The following is a 21236-nucleotide window of genomic DNA, read 5'->3' as shown; positions in this document are numbered from 1 at the left end:
CCATCCTGTAGTCTAAACAGGATGCTCAAAGTTATAGACAAAAGATGCTTTGGAACAGATGATTATTCTAAGAATTATATAAAACAATCACTCAATTACAAGTTATAAACCAATAGCCAATTGACCTAATCAGCTAATTTTCAATGAAAAATATTTGATTAAGGGAAAAGGAAGAGTTTTCTTTCAGATTGTATCATTGAAAAGCTTTTCAAGAACCTAAATGGGATTAATCTATTTTGGGAAAAGCCAGAAAGATTTTAGTTCCTTTCCCCTCTTGGCTTTCAGCCTTAATTTTCCCTTTGTGATGCTGCATTATTTTTTTGCAAAGAGCCAATCCCATCCCGGAACCTGTATATTCGGAATTGCCGTGAAGCCGGGTAAAAATATTGAATACTGATTTGGCATATTGCTGGTCAAAGCCAATCCCATTGTCCTCAAAAATCAGATAATGATATTCCTCATCATCCTCCTGATCCTCCCAATCTATTGATTCCGGAGATGAAATTTTAATCAAAGGAGCATTTTCCGGGTTTCTATATTTGATGGAATTGCGGATGATATTGGAAAAAAGCTGTCGAAGCATAAAACTTTCACCTGTGACTATGGGAAGATCTTCGATTTCAAAATAAAGTTGGAACTCGTAATTTTCCCGAAACTCTTCGATCAAATCCTGAATCACATCTGAGACCTCCACCTCAAAAAATGGCTCTGTATTGTATTTCACCTTATTGAATTTCAGCAAATCAGAAAGCAAGGCCTGCATTTTCTCAGCCGAAAGATTCAGCTTGTTCAACATTTTACCCACTGATGGTGGAAGATCTTCCTCATTGACCAGCATGGAAGATATCAATTGAATCTTTCTTAAGGGTTCCTGCAAGTCATGCGAACTGATCCAGTTGATATTCTCAAGCTCAGCATTAGTTTCGCTAAGCAATTCACTCAGTTTCCTGTATTTCTCTTCCTCTTTGGCCACCAAAATCAAACTGATCTGCCGCTGCAAACTGTAGGAATAGGCAGCTACAGTCTCCAACTCAGGTTGCAGCCATTTCTTAGAGGAGAAGTTGACGATCTCCTTCCAAAGTTCGAATGAGTTTCTAGGAGAAAGTCCCTTTTTGTCTTTGATGATGGATTTAGATGGATCTCCTGCCCAGTTTACTTCTGTTTTCGTCTCAGGTCTAAACCAAATGATGCAATTTGTGCCCTCAATATCCAAGGAATGGAAAATGACACCGGGTGTATGTTTACTTAATTCAGGATGATTTGGCAATAAATCCAGCAGCTTGTTGGTATGAAAACTACTGTTTTTGGATTTCTTAGCCAGGAAACCAGTTAGAAACAAGATGTCTTTCTCTTCCGGCACATGCCCATGGCTGTAAACCTGATCATCAATAATCAATGCCACTCCTGCAGCATTACAGATATTCAAGATCTCTGGATTAGATACCAGTTCCTCGTATTTTTCTTCCCCATCAACGGCCAACTCAAACATGCTCAATTTATCGTAGGCCATATTCACTTTTCGGGAGACCTCATATTCCTCACTGGATTGTCTCAAATCGATCTGGGAGGTAATAAAATGACCTTGCAACTGGGCGGCAAGTCTGATATCCGGGCTAAGATTCTTTTGGGAATAATGATGACAGGCAATCAAACCCCAAAGCTTTTGCTTGTGAATCAATGAAATGGTCAAAGTAGCTCCAACCCCCATGTTTTGAAGGTATTTCACATGGATAGGTGAGGTACTTCTAAGAATGGAAAGACTCAAATCCAGATTTTTCCCTTCTTGATCATCCAGGGTGTAAATGGGTACCGGATTGTAATCAATATCCGTAATCAAACGGAGCAAGTTCTTTAAATACAGCTCTCTAGCCTGTGCAGGAATATCCGTATGAGGATAATGCAAACCTAAAAAGGGTTCTAAATCCTCTCGGCAACATTCGGCAAATACCTCTCCGTTGTATTGCTCATCAAATCGGTAAATCATCACCCGATCATATCCCGTCACTTCTCTGGTCCCTTCAGCGACCAACTGACAGAGATCTTTCATGGTATTACTTCCATTCAGATAGGTCAAAAACTGGGTGGTATGATCGTAAACTTCGTTGGCATTTTTAGACTGTTCATTCGAAGGTTCTGCCTCCAGAATGTATATACCATCCGAGAGATGAACCGTGCAAACGAAAAGCTGCTTATCCAATTCTACTTTCAAAAGTAAAGAGGATAGCATGCGGTTATTGGAAATGTAATTTTGAAGTTCCTGCTGGGCAAAAGTCCCAAATACTTCTTCAAACCTATGACCCAGTAATTCCTTATGGGATTTTGAAATAAAATCACTGACGTTACCACTACAATAATCAATCGTAAAGTCTTTCGATTTTAATCCCAGCAAAAATCCATGGGGCTGAATGCTACCCGGAATATGTATTGGTTCTTGCTCGCAATTTGTCAGGTTGACAAGTTCTCTATTGACGATATCCCTGATTTTCATACGAGGTGGGCTGCAGATTGAAAAGTGTTCTTGATTTGTTCAAAAGCATAATTAGCTCCGGCTATGATGGCTTCTGCTTCTTGGCTATGGGATTCAAAAGAATTTAAATCCTCAAGAAATTCTTTCCACATTAATCCGGTTTTCTCTCCATAGCCCCAGAAATAGGAAGCTCCTGAATCATATTTCACCCCCAATTTCTCCTCCACATGACGGTAAATCATTCTCCCTCCCAGGGTGGAACCTTCAAATACATAAGCGACTCCAAAAGCGAATGCTTCTGTAAATTCCTGGTCAAAATTAGCCTGAGTATTTTTCAGGTTTTCTGTTTTCCATTCTAAAAAATCCAGATCTTTTTCGATTAAATAAGCCTTTCCCCTAGCTGAGCTATGTTTGATATGTTTGGATAGCAAATGGAACACATGAGTTTCTGCAGCATGCAAAAGCCCCTGCATCAACTGAAGGTAAGTACAATAATCCTTTTTAGAAATATCGTTAGAAAGTAGGGCCTTGGAAATTTCCTGATCCTCTAGTTGACTATGTGCTACAGCAGTAGCTTTCTTAAGTTTTTCAGAAAACTTCATTTAATTCTGATAATAAGCCCGGGCTAATTGTCTTTATATAAAAATGTATTGGAATCGGGCACAAAAGTTTCCCAATTGATTTGCAGGGAATGCTCAATAGACTTTTTCAATTCTTTAAACCCGGCAGATTTAGGCACATAGTAATTTGCTCCAAGTTCCAAAGTTTCTTGGATCACCGAGCCTTCTTTTGAGGTAGAGAAAATGACAATGGGTAGTTTCCCAAATTTCTCTGACTGCCGCACTCTTTTTAGGACCTCAATTCCATTCATACGAGGCATATTGATGTCTAAAAATATTACATGTGGACTAGGTGGTGGATTTTCTAAAGCCTCCAACAACTGAATCCCGTCCATGTGTTGCATTACTTCATATTTTTCGCTCATACGATCAATAATGATCTTGAAGAAATCCTGATCATCAGGATCATCATCAGCATAAAATATGGTCAATTTATCGTTCATATAAAACGTTTACTAGGTATTAGAAACTAAAACTGACAGGCAATTCAATTATTGTAAAATGCGCTGCTTTTACTGTTACTTGTTTTTCTAACTATTAAAGCAAATCTACTACAAATAATAACAGAATTTGAAGCTTACCAAATAGATAAATTCTAAGTAAATTCTCACTTTACCCAACAATAATCATTCAAAATGATTCAAATATGGTAATTGTAAGACTAAATCATACTTTCAGAACCACAAAAAACAGATTTTAAAACACTCAATTTTAAGCAAAAAAAAACCAATATTGGTTAGAAATATTGGTTTTATAGTTCGTTAGACAGTATCTATCGCGTATTAGAAAACATCAGTCTGAGTTTATTCCTATTTCTCAAGTTTATAAACTTTTGGTTCCTGGTTTAATGAATGCAATTTACTCCCACTTCGTAATATCAAATATCCACCAGCCAAGCCCAAAGCTATCCTAACTGCTGCATTTCCTTTAGTCAAAGCAAGGGATAAAGTATAAGTACCGGCAAGCAAGGATGTAATCCCCTCTGAATAATCCGTTACTCTTTTTAATGCCTGGATCAAATGATGACTTTCAGTTTTCATATCAAGTTGGGAAAAGTTTAGTTATTGAAGTACAAAGGCCATGCTAAAGCCATTATTGATTCCTAGCCTCAATTCGAAAGCATTATTTTCAGGATTTTAACCTAATAGCGTAAGATATACCACAATTTGAGTAATTGATTGAATCAAAACCCGGTGCCTTAATAGGCCTACTTCAAATACTTAAGGAAAGTTTTACTGGATGCACCCGACACTTCTGAGATCAAAGCATATCTTCATCAAAGAAAAAATCAAACAAGAAATAAGTCTAATTTAAGTGTTTAGATTAATTAGGAATCAAAGCCTTCAGATCATCCAGGCTGTTGGCATCCGCAATAGTCTTGTCTTTTCTCCATCTCAAGATTCTGGGAAACCGAACCGCCACCCCACTTTTATGCCTGCTAGAAAATGCTATCCCTTCAAATGCCAATTCAAAAACCAAGGTTGGCTCCACACTTCTCACTGGACCAAATCGTTCCAAAGTTGTCTTTTTGATAATGGCATCTACCTGCGCAAATTCCTTGTCGGTCAAACCCGAATAGGCTTTTGCAAATGTCATTAATTCCTGCTTTCCTTCCTCATTCGTTTCCCAAAGCCCGAAGGTATAATCAGTAAATAGATTGGTTCTCCGCCCATGACCTCGCATGGCATAGGTCAAGACCGCATCAATGGTCAAAGGATCTATTTTCCATTTCCACCAATCCCCCTTCTTCCTACCAACCCGATAAGGTGAGTCATTACGCTTTAGCATTAAGCCCTCAGACCTTTTTTCTCTTGCCAATTCCCTCTCAGCAATGGCCTCTTCCCAGGAATTAAAACTTAGCCTTTCTGACAGTTGTAAAGAATGATGGGCAATATCAGCGATTAAAGGCTCTAATAACTCTCTTCTTTCTTGATAACTGAGCTTTCTCATATCCTTTCCTTCAAATTCCAAAAGATCATAAGCTCTAAAAACAATAGGCACTTTTTTAAGGATAGATTTACTCACCGTCTTTCTTCCGATCCGCGTTTGCAGATCGTTGAATGTACCAATCTCTCCATCAATAAAGGGCAATATCTCTCCATCCAAAACCGTCCCATCAGGAATAAAATCAACCAACTCCAAGAGTTCGGGATACTTATCCGATACCAGTTCATCCCCTCTAGTCCAAAGAAACAACTCTCCCTTCCTACAAATCAATTGGCCTCGGATTCCATCCCATTTATGTTCGAATGACCATTCCGAAACATCTCCTAATTCCTCCAGCTCATTTTCCAATGCATATGCCAAGTAAAAAGGGAAAGGTTTAGACACATAGGCCTGCTCATTTCTACCAAAAATCAATTCCTCAAAACTCGTTGAAGCAGGAGTCCAGTCTCCCATCAGTCTATAGGCTAGTTCATCTTCCGGCACATCCGTTACCTGAGAAAGGGCTTTGGTCATGAGCTTTTGGCTGATCCCTATTCGAAAACCTCCAGTCAACAGTTTGGTAAAAACAAAGCGGGAATAATAATCCAATTGCATCCACTTTTGCTGGACATATTCTTTTTTCTCTTGCTCTGCTTTGGCTTTTAAAAGGATCAATTCCTCTAGAATTTCGGATAGGGATTGATCACTTTTCATTTGGTCATTTGGTATGACCAAAGCAATAGATTCTGCAAGATCTCCAACTATATGGTAACTGTCCTCAAATAACCAAAGTGGGATTTGGGCAAGTTCGGCTGCATATTCACGAAGCAAAGTAGTATTGACCGGTCTTGGAGGTCTTCTGTGGGAAAGAATGGCAATGGTCCAGATTTTATCGGCTTCAGAGGCATTTCTAAAATACTCCGCCAAAGCCGCCACTTTTCTATTGGTTTTAGTGGTAGCATCCAGTTCCTCGATTAGTTGGGCAAAATCCTTCATACGCTATCCTTTTCTGCACCACTTGACACTTCTTCTTTTTCACCATCATAGTCTGTATTTTCCACGCTGGCATCGTAGCCTAATTCACTCAGGTATTTGCTAAAAATATCAGTATATCCATGAGTGCAGATTACTCTTTCTGCTTCACTGGCTTTAATGCTATTCAACAAACCCTGCCAGTCACAATGATCTGAAATCACAAATCCTTTATCAGTCGCTCTTCTTCTCCTTGCTCCACGAAAGGCCATCCAACCGCTACAGGTTCCGGTTTCGTAAGGAACCAGTTTACGCATCCAAGAAGATCCATGGGCACTGGGAGGCGCAATGACCATCCCTCCTTGAATCTCTTTTCCTTTAGTTTCCCTAGTGATCAAATGGGTGGGTGGAAGTGAAATCTGAGGCCTGAGAACCTCTGTCATATTTTCAATTGCTCCATGGGTAAAAATAGTACCAATAGAAGGGTCCAGGTATTTGAGAATCCTCTGTGCTTTGCCCAGGCTATAGCCAAAAAGAACCGAGGTCTTACCTTCTTCTTTATTCTCTTTCCACCAGGCATTGATTTCGTCAAATACTTGCTGCTGTGGCTTCCATTTGAAGGCAGGAATCCCAAAAGTACATTCCGTGATCATCGTATGGCATTTGATGGGTTCGTATGGCACTGCCACCCCATCATTCTCATCTTTGTAATCTCCAGTAAAAACCCAAACTTCTCCTTTGTATTCAACCCGCACTTGCGAGGAACCAATAATATGTCCAGCTGGATGCAAACTAAAAGTCACTCCATTAATTTCAAAAGGCGTATTCCATTCTACTCCTTGAACAGAGATATCTCCAAGCCTATGTTTCAAAATGGGAATATTCGAATAATGAGTCAGGTAATTTTTATGCCCAAATCGAGCATGATCAGAATGACCATGAGTAATGATAGCATGACTGACCGGTCTCCATGGATCCAAATACACCTTTGCTCTAGGGCAATAAATACCTTTTGAATTAAAAACTAGGAGATCGGGGTTTTTCATTTCATGAAAATAATAAACAATACTAACCAATAAGGTCAATGATTGTTCCAAGTCAGTAGGCAGTTTTCAGTAGGCAGCTTGCCTGCCGAAGGTAGGTTGCAGCTTCAGTATGCAGTCGCAGTGGACAGTCGCAGTAAGCAGTGGGCAGCTTGCCTGCCGATGGTAGGTGAGAAGTCAGAAGTCTGAAAGGAAAGGTAGTTTAAAGTGGAGAGTTTAAAGTTTAAAGTGGAATGCAGGAAATTATAAGTTGAATGTTGAAAACGGATCCAATCCCCCTTGGACCATAATTTCTGATTGGAAGAAAATCGAAATCTAAGGGGGCTGGGGGATTTTTGACGTATCGAGGTAGGTCTGAAGTCAGAAGTCTGAAATCAGAAGTCTGAAAGATTTAAAGAAATTCAAAAAGACCCTGTAGGGGTCAAAGCTTGGTAGACGGGTATGAAAGCCTGAGGGACGAAGGCTGAAATGCCCGTCAAAGAAATATAAATTTTCCCAGCGCTGGCCCGGGATCATCATTCAGAGACGGAACGTTAAGCCAGCAAGATGGAAAGAGATCTACAGGCAGTTTTCAGTAGGCAGCTTGCCTGCCGAAGGTAGGTCGCAGTCGTTTGGGAATTTAAATTAAAAGTCAGAAGTCTAAAGTGAAAAGTTTAAAGTTTAAAGTTTAAAGTGAAAAATCAGAAGTCAGAAGTCTTAATTCAGAAGTCTGAAAGGAAAGGTAGTTTAAAGTGAGTAGTTACAAGTATCAGTGAATAGTCTCAGTAGGTAAATTGGAAACGGATCCAATCCCTCTTGGAACATGATTTCTGATTGGAAAAAAAATCGAAATCTAAGGGGGTTAGGGGAATTTTTGACGTATCGAGGTAGGTCTGAAGTCAAAAGTCAGAAATCAGAAGTCTGAAAGATTTAAAGAAATTCAAAAAGACCCTGTAGGGGTCAAAGCTTGGTAGACGGGTATGAAAGCCTGAGGAACGAAGGCTGAAATGCCCATCAAAGAAATAAAAATTTTCCCAGCGCTGGCCCAGGATCATCATTCGGAGACGGATCGTTAAGCCAGCAAGATGGAAAGAGATCTAGTTGCAAGTCTCAGTGGGCAGCTTGCCTACCGAAGGTAGGTCGCAGCTTCAGTATGCAGTCGCAGTGGGCAGTCGCAGTAAGCAGTAGGCAGCTTGCCTGCCGAAGGTAGGTCTGAAGTCAGAAAGCTAAAGTCAGAAGTCTGAAAGGAAAGGAAGTTTAAAGTGGAGAGTTTAAAGTTTAAAGAGGAAGAGGGAAGTTGGAAGAAGGAAGAAGGAAGTCTCTGTGAACAGTCGCAGTGGGTAAATTGGAAACGGATCCAACACCTCCTGTAAAATGATTTCTGATTGGAAAATAATAGAAATTCAAAAAGACCCTGTAGGGGTCATAGCTTGGTAGACGGGTATGAAAGCCTGAGGAACGAAGGCTGAAATGCCCGTCAAAGAAATAAAAATTTTCCCAGCGCTGGCCCAGGATCATCATTCGGAGACGGAACGTTAAGCCAGCAAGATGGAAAGAGATCTACAGGCAGTTTCAAGTAGACAGCTTGCCTGCCGAAGGTAGGTCGCAGCTTCAGTATACAGTCGCAGTAAGCAGTGGGCAGCTTGCCTGCCGAAGGTAGGTCTGAAGTTAGAAGTCTTAAATCAGAAGTCTGAAAGGAAAGGAAGTTTAAAGTGAGGAGTTTAAAGTTTAAAGAGGAAGTTGGAAAAAGGAAGTCTCAGTGAACAGACTCAGTAGGTAAATTGGAAACGGATCCAATCCCCCTTGGAACATGATTTCTGATTGGAAAATAATAGAAATTCAAAAAGACCCTGTAGGGGTCATAGCTTGGTAGACGGGTATGAAAGCCTGAGGAACGAAGGCTGAAATGCCCGTCAAAGAAATAAAAATTTTCCCAGCGCTGGCCCGGGATCATCATTCGGAGACGGAATGTTAAGCCAGCAAGATGGAAAGAGATCTACAGGCAGTTTTCAGTAGGCAGCTTGCCTGCCGAAGGTAGGTCTGAAGTCAGAAGTCTAAAATCAGAAGTCTGAAAGAAATAGTAGTTTAAAGTGAGGAGTTGCAAGTCGCAGTTCACTGCCTCAGTAGGTAAATAGGAATCGGATCCAACACCTCTTGAAACATGATTTCTGATTGGACGAAAATCGAAATCTTAGAGGGAATTTGGCGAAGGGCTTAATTCAATTTTAGTCAATATTCCCAAATATCCTCTCAGAAAAATTAGTATTCCACATCCTTACTTCACCTTGACCAGCATTTCTACATGCTCGATACCATCTTCTAAATACACCTCCCCAACAGCTTCAAATCCAAAGGAGGAATAGAAAGCTCTCAAGTAAGTCTGGGCACTGATTCTAACTTGGCAAGGACCGTATTTCTCCAAAATAAATTCCAGCGCTTTTTTCATTAATTCCCTTCCAACACCCGTTCTTCTCGCATTTGGATGACTCACTACCCTGCCGATAGAAACTTCCTTATAAGAAACCCCAGGAGGCAAAATCCTAGCATATGCCAATAATCCATCCTCCCCTTTGATCATCAAATGATCTCCTTTCAGATCCTTATTATCTGCATCCTGATAGACACAGTTTTGCTCCACTACAAATACCTCGTTCCTTAATTTTAAGATGTTGTAAAGTTCGTAATTGCTGAGTTCGGCAAATGATTTAACCGCAGATATACTAGTCATGTGTTGATTTAGAATTTAATCCAAAAGAGATCCGCTCTTTCAAAATCCAAAGCTCAAAAATCGTAGGTAATTCTGAAAGGACCTTGAGAAAAATTATTCAACATGATTATCCGCAATGGAGCCACTAATTAAAGAATGAGTTTGGAAAGTCCCGGATAATCGTCCACTGTCGACAGCACTATGAAAGATGCTTTAACGCCCTTTTTCTTTGGCTACTGGTAAGAAAGTGGATATACATATTATTCAAAAAGGAAATTGAACCATATCCTGAATCCAAAAACCATCCTTACCCTTAAAAAGCTTCTCCAAAGTAAAATTTGTAGCTTAAGACAATACACCTGATTAAATTCCCATATACCTATTTCTCTCCTTATGAATTCTTTCCGGCAAAAACTGATTCAGCTTTTTACTGCAACTATTTTAATCCTGTTTTTTTCATTTGGGGTACATGCTCAGCGAAATATCACGGTAAGGAAAAATATCCCCTTAGACTCCATCAGACTGAGTGATCCCTATATTCTTGCGGATCAAAAGTCTAATTCCTACTACATGACCGGAACTGGAGGAATGATTTGGAAAAGTAAGGATTTGAAATCCTGGGAAGGCCCATATCGTGTTACCAAAACTGATCCTGAATCCTGGATGGGACATAGGCCGATGATTTGGGCAGCCGAGCTCCATGCCTACAAAGGGAAATATTACTACTTCGCTACTTTCACCAACACCAACGTCAAAATTGACACTGTTGCCGGAAATATCATCGATCGTCGTGCGAGTCATGTGCTGGTGAGTGATCAGCCCGAAGGCCCTTACCTCCCCATGGCTGATCCTACCTACCTTCCAGCCGATAAACCCACTTTGGACGGTACATTTTGGGTTGATAAGGACGGAAAACCATACATGGTTTACTGTTATGAATGGCTACAAAATCTCAATGGGACCATTGAAAAAATCGAACTGAAGCCAGACTTAAGTGGATCTTTAGGCGAGGGAAAATTGCTTTTTAAAGCCAGTGATTCTCCATGGAGCAGGGAAAAAGATAAAGATGGAAATGATGTTCCCAATAAGGTTACCGATGGCCCTTTTCTGTTTAATACCGGAAGTGGAAGGTTAGGAATGTTATGGACTAGCTGGATTTATGATAAGTATGTTCAAGGAGTCGCCTATTCCGAATCTGGCACCTTGGACGGTCCTTGGATCCAGGAGAAAGAGCCGATTACACCGCTGAATTTTGGTCATGGGATGATATTCACAACTTTTGAAAATAAAACTTTGATGAGTGTTCATAGCCATAGATCCGAAAATGGCCGATATATCAGAGTTCCCCATTTATTTGAAGTGGATTTAACTGGGGATAAATTGGTTGTTGTGGGACCATACAAACCTTGATTGTCGGATGAAGGATGTCAGATGTTTGAAGAGTCGGAAGACTGAAGACCGAAGACGGAAGTGGGATGTCGGATGTCAGATGTTTGATGTCAGATGTTTGATGTTTGAAGGGACAGAAGACAGAAGAAGGATGTCGGAAACAGATCCAAATCCCCCTTGTAGATAATTATTGATAGGAGAAAAATCGTAATCAAAGGGGCTGGGGGATTTTTAACGAATCGCAGTAGGCAGTCGCAGTTTGCAGTTTGCAGTTTTAAAAGTTTAAAGTGGAGATTTTAAAGTGAAGAGTTTAAAGTTTAAAGTGGAAGTAAGGAAGTTGGAAGTTGGAGGTTCGAAAAGTCAGAAAGCTAAAGTCAGAAGTCTGAAAGGTGTTGGAAATTTTTAACGTCACTGCGATCCGCCACAGGCGGAGTGGCAGTCCCGATATGCAAGGAGGAGAAGTCGCAGTTCACAGTCGCAATATGCAGTTTTGAAAGTTTAAAGGGAGGTTGGAAAAGCAGAAAGGTGAAAGGTGAAAGGTGAAAGACCGAAGACGGATGTCCGATGTCCGATGTCAGATGTTGGATGTCAGATGTTGGATTTAGGATGTTTGAAGGGACGGAAGACCGAAGACGGAAGTGAGATGTCGGATTTGAAATTTGGAATTTGAAATTAAAAAGACCCTGTAGGGGTCAAAGCTTGGTAGACGGGTATGAATGCCTGAGGAACGAAGGCTGAAATGCCCGTCAATGAAATAAAATTTCCCCAGCGCTGGCCCTGGATCGTATAACGGAGAGGAAAGCGTCACGCCAGCAAGATGGAAACGTAATCATTGTTCAGTGGGAAGTCTCAGTGGGCAGTTTAGAACTTTATATTTTTTCAAAACCAATTTATTGCTTGGATAACAACCTAAGCTCTTACCAAATCCCTTTTTCCTTCAGGCGATTTCGGATTTCGGCATTATTCTTCCAGAATTTATCCACTACCCTAGCCCAAATTCCCCTGAATTCCGGATTTTTCATAATCTGCTCAGCCAAAGGATCCTCTGGCAAAAACAAAATGACCCAATATTGAATATGGTCTTCTTTTTCAAATTCACGGAAATGGGATAAAGCCTTTTCAAAATCTCCTTCATGGGCATAATACATCGTCAGTCCCAGATTTTTGTAGGCCGTTTGATCATTTTCCAAATAGGCTCTGTAGCTCTCGATAAATTTCCTTCCTTCCTCCGCTTTGCCTACTTTTTCATAGGTTTCCCCTATGATCATATTCTCATGCACATAGACATTCAACTGAAGCTTTTCCCTAATCTCGTTGAATTGAATATAATAATTATAAGCAGTCTCATATTCTCCTAAATAATAACTGACCTTGCCGAGATCCTGCAAAATATCAAAACGGGAACTGTCTTTTTCATATTCAATCTGCAACAAATCCCTGGTATGTCTTAAATCTTTATCCTTTGCATAGCTTATAAAGGCCTTTACATAATGGCTATAGGCATTACCGGAAAAGTACTCCAATGACTTATCCAGATAGGAAGATGACTCCTCCACGAAGCCCGTTTGAATCAGGGCATTTCCAACCCGTAGATAAAAATAACTTGTTGCAACCGAATCACTGGGACCAGCCTCCAACTGCATTCCCATCAACGCATATTCCAGATATTTTTCGGTATCCGGGAGATTGTTGGCATAAAAATCAGCCAATAAACCAATGATCTGGGATGAGTTGGGCTGAAATTCCAAGGCTTTTTCCAAAAAAGGTAATGCCTCAGTATATTCTTTTTTGGCCAAATAATACATGGCTTTTGCTACCATACTTTCTCCTAGACCAGGATCATAAAGCATGGCTTTATCTGCATAGGCCCCTAAAAGTTCCAAATGTTCCTTTTCGGCTTTAAAAAAATCATAATAGTAATAGGCCATTCCTGCGCAGGCATAAGCCAATGCAAAGCGCTCATCTTCGGCAATTGCATCTTTAAAATACTCAACCGATTCAAGCAGGTTTTCATCTCTGCCTTGGTTTAACAATTCCAAGCCCTTCATAAAGGAATCGTAGGCTTTCAAATTATCGGTAGGTTCCTTTTCTATCCTGAATCTCTCCTCTGGCGTAATTACCGCCTGAATCTCTTTTGCAATATCCTTAGAGATTTCCTGCTGCAAGGCAAAAATATCACTAACCTCTCTCCTATACTGTTTACTCCATAGATGCTGATCCTTGGCTCCATCAATTAGCTGAATATTCAAAACAATATTATCCCCCATTTTCTGTCCACTACCTTCCACAAGATAATTGACATTCAACTCTTCAGCCATTTCGGGAATAGACTTGGTACTCTCTCGATATTTTTCGGCAGAGGTTCGACTTAAAACTCTTAAATCCTTGATTTTTTGTAGGTTATTCAGCGTAGCCTCCATAAGGCCATTAATCAAATACACATTAGTCGAATCCGAACTGTCATTTTTAAAAGGAAGAACAACAATTGACTTTTCCTTTTCAATCCGGTCTTTGAATAAATCTCTACCAAACCAAGTCAGTGCTAAAATCAGAATCAATACTACTCCCGATAGAGCCAAAATCCAGGGTCTCTTTCTTGAATCTTTGGAATGCAACTCTGGCCCTTCTTCTGAGAGTTCAGGATGTTTTCCCACCTCCCCTGGCGGATAACCATAGTGTTCACGGAAGCATTTAATAAAATAAGAAGGGCTATTGAAACCAACCCGATGGGAAACTTCAGAAACATTATAACTGCTAGACCTCAGAAGTTCCATGGCTTCTTGTAGGCGGATCTGATTAATAAATTGGCTAACGGAGAGATCTGTCATCTTTTTGACTTTTCTCAGCAGGTTGGACCTGCTCATATTCATTTCCTCCGCCAGATCCGAAACCCCAAACTCCTCCTCACTGATATGCCCCTTGATCTTTGCAATCAGTATTTCTAAAAACTCTTTTTCCTGAGAAGATAATTCGGGCATTTGGGGTAATAATCAGTATATTCTTAATTTTCAAATCAAGGCAATTTTTCAATTTAAAAAAAGCCTCATTCGCAGCGAATTTAGGGTATTTGCGTCATTTTTTATATGCCTGCGTCATAATTGATATTGCCATGTGCAAAGCTTATGTTTTTGGAAGCAAGGCTGTTTCCCATGCGTCAGCGTACGGTTTTTACTTTGTGCTATTCAAACAAAACAAAAAATGTCATGAAAAAAACAATGTTTCAAAAACCAATTATTGCACTATTTAGCATCGCTGTTTTAATCTTTTCTTCCTGCAGCCAATCATCAGCACAGAAGGAAGGAGCCCCGGATATTGATTTGCATACTGCGGTCATCACAGGAAATAAAGAGGCCGTGAAACAACATATTGCAGCTGGATCAGACCTGAATGAAAGAGATCCTTTTGGGGGTTCGAGTCCATTAATTACAGCAGCAGTATTTGGTAAGCCGGAAATGGCAGAGATTCTATTAGATGCTGGTGCTGATATCAATTTCCAGAATAATGATGGTTCCACTGCCTTGATCTCTGCAGCATTTTTCGGTAGACCAGAAATTGTCCAGCTACTTTTAGAAAGAGGTGCCGACAAATCCATTAAAAACAAATATGGGACGACAGCCTATGAAAATGTTATTCCACCATTTTCTGAGGTAAAAGAAGTGTATGATGTCATGGGCGGAATGCTTGAACCTATGGGATTAAAGCTTGACTATGCTTACCTGGAAAAAATCCGCCCGGAAATTGCCAACATGCTGAAATAACAAGATGGAAAGTCAAACACTAAAAGATAGCCGCCGCTATGATATTGATTGGCTAAGAGTGATAGCCATCGGACTACTTCTGATTTATCATGTTTCCATTGGTTTTCAACCTTGGGGCAGAATGATCGGGTTTATTACTTCCAAAGAACCATGGGCAGCCTTATGGGTGCCCATGTCCTTACTCAATATCTGGAGAATACCACTCCTGTTCTTTGTATCAGGTATGGGAGTTTATTTTGCCATGCAATCCCGAAGCTGGGGAGAATTATTGAAGGAAAGAGCAAGAAGAATTCTTTTGCCCTTCATTTTCGGTATGTTCGTAATCGTCCCAATCCATTTATTGATTTGGAGAAAGTATTATGGCATGGAGATGTCCTACAACTGGGATCCTGGACATTTATGGTTTTTAGGAAATATCTTTTGCTATGTACTTGTTTTAAGCCCTTTATTTTATTGGATAAGAAAAAATGAAAATAGAGCTTGGGTCATTCAAGCAAAGGAAATCCTTTCAAAACCTTGGGGTTTATTGCTTACACTAATTCCATTTTTAGTAGAAGCAGTCTGGATCAACCCACTCCCTTTTGAATTATATGCGATGACATGGCATGGCTTTGTATTGGGCTTATTGGCTTTCTTTACCGGTTTTTGTTTTGTCATGTCTGGTGAAGGGTTTTGGAAAATGATCCAAAAATGGCGCTGGCTATTTCTGGGAATTGGATTGAGCTTATACCTATTAAGAACTTTCAATATCCAGAGCTTCCCTCCTTCTTATTTACTGGCCACAGAATCCTATTCCTGGATTTTAGCGGTATTTGCATTTGGAAGCCTCTATCTCAAAGGTCCAAGTAAATCGCTTCGCTACCTAAGCCAAGCTGCTTACCCGGTATATATTCTACATATGATCTTCCTATATCTTGGTTCATCATGGATTTTTCCTTTGGATATTCCTATTGCTTTACAATTCATTTTGGTAATCCTAATCACTTTCGCAGGATGCTTTGGGAGCTTTGAGCTGATTCGTAGAGTTTCATTTTTAAGACCCTTTTTTGGGTTGAAATGAGGGATGTGGAGATGTGGAGATGTGGGATGTTGGATGTCGGATGTCGGATGTTTGATGTCAGATGTCCGATGTAGGATGTTAGATGTCCGATGTCGGGTGTTTGAAGGGACGGAAGACAGGAGACGGAAGAAGTCTGAAGTATGAAGTCAGAAAGCTGAAAGCTGAAAATGTTTGGATGTCGGATGTTTGATGTCCGATGTCCGATGTAGGATGTTTTTACCGTCACTGCGATCCGCCACAGGCGGAGTGGCAGTCCCGAAATTAGGGGGAACATTCGCAGTGAACAGCTTGCCTGCCGAAGGTAGGTCGCAGTTGGATGTCGGATGTCAGATGTTGGATGTAAGATTTTTGAAGGGACGGAAGACAGGAGACAGGAGACGGAAGGCAAGGCAGAAGTATGAAGCCTGCCTACAGAAGGTAGGTCAGAAAACTGAAAGGGTTGACATATCCGATGTGGGATGTTGGATGTCGGGTGTCGGAGGCGGTTTTGGAATTAAGGGGACCCTGTAAGGGTCGCAGCTTAATAGCCCAGGGTTTCAACCCTGGGTTTAAAGGATTGTTATTTGATCAGCGCTGGCCCGGGATCGTCATTCGGAGACGAAGGCTAAGTGCCAGCAAGATGAAAACGAGATGATGGATTAGACCAGCTTCTGGAGTAGCAGGACAACGGGAGTTTGATGGAGGGCAGATGTCCGATGTCGGATGTTTGAAGGGACGGAAGACAGGAGACGGAAGAGAAGTCTGAAGTATGAAGTCAGAAAGCTGAAAGCTGAAAATGTTTGGATGTCGGATGTTTGATGTCCGATGTCCGATGTTTTTTACCGTCACTGCGATCCGCCACTGGCGGAGTGGCAGTCCCGAAATTTGGGGGAACAGTCGCAGTGAACAGCTTGCCTGCCAAAGGTAGGTCGCAGTCGGATGTAGATTATCTGTTGTTGGATGTCCGATGTCGGATGTCCGATGTCGGGTGTCGAATTTGAAATTTGAAATTATATAAACACATCGGGGTCTAAGATTAATAGGAAAAAATAATGATTCAAATTTCCCTAGCGCTGGCCCGGGATCGTCATTCGGAGACGGATGGTTTTGCTAGCAAGATCTACTACAAAGCGGATTGGAAATCCGAGGATAATGGTTCGGGATTGCATCCTCGGTAATTACCGGGACCCGAACAGCAGGGAAGGCAGAAGGCTAAAGCCTGCCTACCAGAGCTAGGCCAGAAAGCTGAAAATTCTGAAAATCTTTTTGAAAAACTCTCTTTTTGGCTCACAATTCTTTCTATACAAAATCCAAATAATATTCTATATTATACACTTTTATTGGAATTAAATTTAAGGGAATTATATACACATAAAAAATGTGCAACTAATAATGTATTTTTACACAAGGTTCATTGACAGCAAAAAAAATGATCCTATATTCCCACTTGAACAACAACCCTTAAAGTAGTCATCCGATTTGTTTTTTGTCGGTACTATCTAGTTTGGGGTACCTTAAGAAGGTTTTTTGTAAAACCTATGAAATTTAAAGACTTGAATGAGGAAGGCTGAACTTAGGTATTTCTTTTTTTTCCTGGCCTCGATTTTTTTGATTTGCCAACCGGAAAAACATGCATTTTCCCAATCTCAAGCAGGTATAATCGATGGCTCTGAAATCGCCCAAAACTATGTGATGGAAATTTGGGACAACAGCAAAGGTTTGCCCCAAAATGCGGTCTTTGCAATGGAGAAGGATAATTATGGATACTTATGGGTTGCTACCGAAGAAGGTTTGGTCAGATTTGACGGGAAGACTCCAAAGGTTTTTGATGAGGAAAATTATCCGGAAATGCTGGAGCAGACCTATTACATTTTTTTCAAAACCGAAGGAGGTATTTGGGCATCTGGAGACCGTAGCATAGTCCTGATTGATAAAAACATCAAAACGGTAATAGATGCCACTGAAATTGCAGATAAAACCTGGATCAGGGCCATTGCAGAAAATGGCAATGGAGGTTTACTTGTAGGCAATCAAAAAGGAGAGATCTTCTCTTGGGATGAGGGTACCTTCAGTCCCCTTCCCTATTGGAATCCGGAAACTCAATCTGAAATCCTTGGTTTTTATCCACTTGGGAATTCAATCATCCTAGTGGGAACCACCAAAGGAATCTATGAATTGAACTTAGAATCCAGCCAAGCAAAATTGGTGACTGAACAGGATTTTACCGCACAGAAAATTTTTGGAAATGGGGATAATCTATTTGTTTACAGTCAGGATAAAGGGATTTTTAGAATTAAGGAGGACTACAAACTGGATCAGGTTTATACTTTTGAACAGTCCATTGGGGTCAATTCTTCCAGTCTTATCGTGGATTCTGAAAACAACATCTGGGCTGGTTCCCTTGAAAACGGACTGATCAAAATGTCTGAAGGAAATATTTCTAAGGTTATCTACCCGGAACTTCAAACCTATACTGTCCGAAAAATCATCAAAGAAAATAACAATCTCTATCTGGGAACTTTAGGAAAAGGATTGGCAATCGTCAGACCTGCCAAAATCAAGCAACTAAATCTTGGTTTACTGGAACAAAAAAACATCAAACCTATTTATCAGGCTGGCGATAGCAGTATTTGGATTGGGACGAAATCAGATGGTTTGTACCAAATAAAAAAGGGGAAACTTAATTCCTGGAATGATCAAAATGGATTATTGCAAAACAGGGTCAATACAATTGGAGCTGCCAATGGAAAAGTGTATGTAGGAAGCATTGCCGGCATTTCCATAATTGACCAAGAAAGTGGCAAAATCACAGGATATCTTACGAAGGAAAATGGGCTGAAAAGCAATTACATTTACGCCATTTACAGGGATTCAAAAAATTGGCTTTGGATTCTGACCCGCTACGGTGGAATCCATTATTTAGATGAAAATGGAATCTTTCATCCAATTGAATTACCGGAAAAGTTTACTAGCACCGGCTTTATCAGTATCCTGGAACTCCAAAACAAGCAGATTCTGATTGGTTCGATCAGTCAGGGTTTTTTCCGGTTTGAAAATGATAAATTAATTGAAAGCCAAAACCTCCCTCTCACCCCGGGTGAAGACCTGATTTATAGCATGTATGAAGACAATGCAGGAGACCTTTGGTTTGCTACTCATGGTGGAATTGTCCTGTATCATCAAGGGAATTTTAAGATTTTAAGAAAGCATAATGGGCTAAAATCGCGAAGTGTATTCACCATTATATCCGATGGCAAATCGGGCGTCTGGACCACTAATAATTTTGGCGTTCAGTACTTTCCAAATTCGGAGTTAGATAAGTTTAAAACTTCTGGCGAAGAAGACTTCCACATTGCTAATAACTTCTACAATGAAAGTCATGGCATGCCGAATTCAGAAGCTAATGGATTGATTTTCCCATCAGCGATAAAAGACTTTTCGGAAAGGATCTGGATTCCGACCGTAGAAGGAGTAGGAATTATCCAAAGTCCATCAATGTATGAGGAGCAGTCCAGCGGCTACCTTTTTATTTGGGATAACCTCTTGGTGGGCGATCAAAAAATCGATATTGAAAATGAAGTTGTCATCCCTCGGGGGGAACGGATGTTTCAGATATCTTTTAGCTTGATTGACTTTGATAATCCAGATCAATATTCATTATACTACCGAATCAATCAAAATTCGGAGCAATGGCAACCGATCAACGAACAAAGGTTGTTGAATTTCACTGGGTTAAAACCGGGTCGTTATACGCTGGAAGTAAAAATTCACCGCCATGGCAACCTGGAACAGATTTACTCTTTACCAATTCAAGTAAAGGCAATTTGGTTTGAAACCATTGCTTTCAAAATCTTTGTATTGCTGGCCTTTGGGGTACTGATATACTTTATGATGAAGTATTATTCCAATATGAGGATGAAGCGAAAATTGGAAAGTATGGTCAGCCAAAGAACATTCGAGCTAAGTAATGCCAACGAGCAATTGAAAAAGGCTTTGAGTGAAATTGAAAACAAAAACAAAGTTCTTCTGGATATCACTTGGTACCAGTCCCATTTGGTAAGGGGACCACTGACCAAAGCCATGGGAATTGCACAGGTTTTAAACCAATTTTCAAATTATCAGGAGATAGGTCTCAGCAAAGAAGAGTTGGAGCAGGAGCTGTTGGAAACGCTCGAGCAACTGGACCAAATGGTGCGGGAAACGCATTCCATGTCCGAAAACATTAAAAACAATGAAGCTTAAATCACCACGAATATATATAGTAGACGATGATCAAGTAGTTATTTTACTTCACAAATTACAAGTCAAAAAACAAGGATTATTTGATCAGACTCAGGTATTTTTTGAAGCCAAAAAAGCCTTGGATTCCATCATCCCATTAGATAGCGAAGACCAAAGAATTTTGATTTTTTTGGATATCAACATGCCAGAAATGAATGGTTGGGAGTTTTTGACACATCTTCAAAAAAAAATCAAACTATCCGACATCAAGGTAGTAATAGTAACTTCATCTCTGAGCAAATCAGACAAGGAGAAAGCCCGAGGATTTAATATGGTGATTGATTTCTGGGAGAAGCCCATGGTACCTGCGCAATTGATCAAACTAAAGGAAGAATTGGAGGATTGGTTGGGAGGAAAGACAGAAGGCTAAAGCCTGCCTACCGGAGGTAGGTCAGAAGTATGAAGTCAGAAGTCTGAAAGGGTTGGGATGTCAGATGTCGGGTGTCGGATGTCAGATGTTGGATGTCGGATGTCGGATGTTGGATGTCGGATGTCGGATGTCGGAAACGGAACCAATCCCCCTTGTTGACAATTTTTGATAGGATAAAAATCGTAATCAAAGGGGGCTAGGGGGATTTTTAACGAATCGAAGTAGGCAGTCGCAGTTTTAAAAGTGTTAAGTGAAGAGTTTAAAGTTTAAAGAGTAAAGAAGTGGGATGTCAGATGTCCGATGTCTGATGTCGGATGTCGGGTGTCGGAGGCGGTTTTGGAATTAAGGAGACCCTGTAAGGGTCGCAGCTTAATAGCCCAGGGTTTCAACCCTGGGTTTAAAGGATTGTTATTTGATCAGCGCTGGCCCGGGATCGTCATTCGGAGACGAAGGCTAATTGCCAGCAAGATGAAAACGAGATGATGGATTAGACCAGCTTCTGGAGTAGCAGGACAACGGGAGGTTGATGGAGTGCAGATGTTGGATGTCGGATGTTGAAAGGGACAGAAGACGGAAGACAGGAGACAGGAGACGGTAGGCAAGTCAGAAGTATGAAGTCAGAAAGCTGAAAGGGTTGGGATGTTTGATGTCGGATGTCGGATGTCGAATTTGAAATTTGAAATTA

The 21236-nt window shown here is 40.6% G+C and carries 13 protein-coding genes; 5 read left to right on the top strand and 8 right to left on the bottom strand.

Translation table 11 applies throughout. The annotated features are described in order from the left end of the window. Positions 1-226 precede the first annotated feature (226 nt). From FHS59_RS17290 to FHS59_RS17260, 7 genes are all read right to left on the bottom strand, one after another. On the bottom strand, positions 227-2488 hold the full coding sequence (locus tag FHS59_RS17290) for an ATP-binding protein (protein WP_184496623.1): 2262 nt from the start codon (positions 2486-2488) through the stop codon (positions 227-229). Then, entirely contained in the window at positions 2485-3069 is a 585-nt protein-coding gene (locus FHS59_RS17285; RefSeq protein ID WP_184496622.1) for a biliverdin-producing heme oxygenase, read from the bottom strand. The genes FHS59_RS17290 and FHS59_RS17285 overlap by 4 nt, the downstream gene beginning before the upstream one ends. Positions 3070-3092: 23 nt before the next feature. Beyond that, positions 3093-3530: a response regulator gene (locus FHS59_RS17280; protein ID WP_184496621.1), complete on the bottom strand. Its 438-nt coding sequence runs from the start codon at positions 3528-3530 to the stop codon at positions 3093-3095. Positions 3531-3896: 366 nt separating this feature from the next. Then, on the bottom strand, positions 3897-4127 hold the full coding sequence (locus FHS59_RS17275; protein WP_184496620.1) for a hypothetical protein: 231 nt from the start codon (positions 4125-4127) through the stop codon (positions 3897-3899). A gap of 283 nt (positions 4128-4410) precedes the next feature. After that, on the bottom strand, positions 4411-6009 hold the full coding sequence (locus tag FHS59_RS17270) for an ATP-dependent DNA ligase (RefSeq protein ID WP_184496619.1): 1599 nt from the start codon (positions 6007-6009) through the stop codon (positions 4411-4413). Further along, positions 6006-7031 carry a ligase-associated DNA damage response exonuclease gene (locus FHS59_RS17265; RefSeq protein WP_184496618.1) on the bottom strand — a complete coding sequence of 342 codons (1026 nt, stop codon included), beginning with the start codon at positions 7029-7031 and terminating at the stop codon, positions 6006-6008. The genes FHS59_RS17270 and FHS59_RS17265 overlap by 4 nt, the downstream gene beginning before the upstream one ends. Before the next feature lie 2251 nt (positions 7032-9282). Beyond that, positions 9283-9735, bottom strand: coding sequence for a GNAT family N-acetyltransferase (locus FHS59_RS17260; RefSeq protein ID WP_184496617.1), 453 nt, complete (start codon positions 9733-9735; stop codon positions 9283-9285). 372 nt (positions 9736-10107) lie between these two features. Between FHS59_RS17260 and FHS59_RS17255 the strand changes: the two genes are divergently transcribed. Beyond that, positions 10108-11124: a glycoside hydrolase family 43 protein gene (locus FHS59_RS17255; RefSeq protein ID WP_184496616.1), complete on the top strand. Its 1017-nt coding sequence runs from the start codon at positions 10108-10110 to the stop codon at positions 11122-11124. An 896-nt stretch (positions 11125-12020) separates the two neighbouring features. On the opposite strand, the gene FHS59_RS17250 is transcribed toward FHS59_RS17255, so the two are convergent. Next, a complete protein-coding gene (locus FHS59_RS17250) occupies positions 12021-14081 on the bottom strand; it encodes a helix-turn-helix domain-containing protein (protein ID WP_184496615.1) in 2061 nt (686 codons plus the stop codon). A gap of 225 nt (positions 14082-14306) precedes the next feature. Between FHS59_RS17250 and FHS59_RS17245 the strand changes: the two genes are divergently transcribed. From FHS59_RS17245 to FHS59_RS17230, 4 genes are all read left to right on the top strand, one after another. Then, the gene (locus tag FHS59_RS17245) at positions 14307-14861 is read left to right on the top strand and encodes an ankyrin repeat domain-containing protein (RefSeq protein ID WP_184496614.1); all 555 of its coding nucleotides are present in this window, start codon (positions 14307-14309) and stop codon (positions 14859-14861) included. Between the two features lie 4 nt (positions 14862-14865). Next, entirely contained in the window at positions 14866-15921 is a 1056-nt protein-coding gene (locus tag FHS59_RS17240) for an acyltransferase family protein (RefSeq protein ID WP_184496613.1), read from the top strand. Between the two features lie 1536 nt (positions 15922-17457). Next, a complete protein-coding gene (locus FHS59_RS17235) occupies positions 17458-20142 on the top strand; it encodes a ligand-binding sensor domain-containing protein (protein ID WP_184496612.1) in 2685 nt (894 codons plus the stop codon). After that, positions 20132-20551 (top strand): response regulator, encoded by a 420-nt coding sequence (locus FHS59_RS17230; RefSeq protein WP_184496611.1) that lies wholly within the window; start codon positions 20132-20134, stop codon positions 20549-20551. Before FHS59_RS17235 ends, FHS59_RS17230 begins: the two co-directional genes overlap by 11 nt. The last annotated feature ends 685 nt before the right edge of the window (positions 20552-21236 follow it).

The organism is Algoriphagus iocasae (assembly GCF_014206875.1).
GTDB classification, from domain to species: Bacteria; Bacteroidota; Bacteroidia; order Cytophagales; family Cyclobacteriaceae; genus Algoriphagus; species Algoriphagus iocasae.
The sequence above is the reverse complement of the archived record's forward strand: the minus strand, read 5'-3'. Positions and strand labels throughout refer to the sequence as shown.

Bases quoted from the DNA above. Each gene is read 5' to 3' on its own strand.
- FHS59_RS17290 (WP_184496623.1), bottom strand. From the start codon at position 2,488: ATGAAAATCAGGGATATCGTCAATAGAGAACTTGTCAACCTGACAAAT.
- FHS59_RS17270 (WP_184496619.1), bottom strand. From the start codon at position 6,009: ATGAAGGATTTTGCCCAACTAATCGAGGAACTGGATGCTACCACTAAA.
- FHS59_RS17255 (WP_184496616.1), top strand. From the start codon at position 10,108: ATGAATTCTTTCCGGCAAAAACTGATTCAGCTTTTTACTGCAACTATT.
- FHS59_RS17250 (WP_184496615.1), bottom strand. From the start codon at position 14,081: ATGCCCGAATTATCTTCTCAGGAAAAAGAGTTTTTAGAAATACTGATT.
- FHS59_RS17260 (WP_184496617.1), bottom strand. From the start codon at position 9,735: ATGACTAGTATATCTGCGGTTAAATCATTTGCCGAACTCAGCAATTAC.
- FHS59_RS17230 (WP_184496611.1), top strand. From the start codon at position 20,132: ATGAAGCTTAAATCACCACGAATATATATAGTAGACGATGATCAAGTA.
- FHS59_RS17245 (WP_184496614.1), top strand. From the start codon at position 14,307: ATGAAAAAAACAATGTTTCAAAAACCAATTATTGCACTATTTAGCATC.
- FHS59_RS17280 (WP_184496621.1), bottom strand. From the start codon at position 3,530: ATGAACGATAAATTGACCATATTTTATGCTGATGATGATCCTGATGAT.
- FHS59_RS17235 (WP_184496612.1), top strand. From the start codon at position 17,458: ATGAGGAAGGCTGAACTTAGGTATTTCTTTTTTTTCCTGGCCTCGATT.
- FHS59_RS17265 (WP_184496618.1), bottom strand. From the start codon at position 7,031: ATGAAAAACCCCGATCTCCTAGTTTTTAATTCAAAAGGTATTTATTGC.
- FHS59_RS17240 (WP_184496613.1), top strand. From the start codon at position 14,866: ATGGAAAGTCAAACACTAAAAGATAGCCGCCGCTATGATATTGATTGG.
- FHS59_RS17275 (WP_184496620.1), bottom strand. From the start codon at position 4,127: ATGAAAACTGAAAGTCATCATTTGATCCAGGCATTAAAAAGAGTAACG.
- FHS59_RS17285 (WP_184496622.1), bottom strand. From the start codon at position 3,069: ATGAAGTTTTCTGAAAAACTTAAGAAAGCTACTGCTGTAGCACATAGT.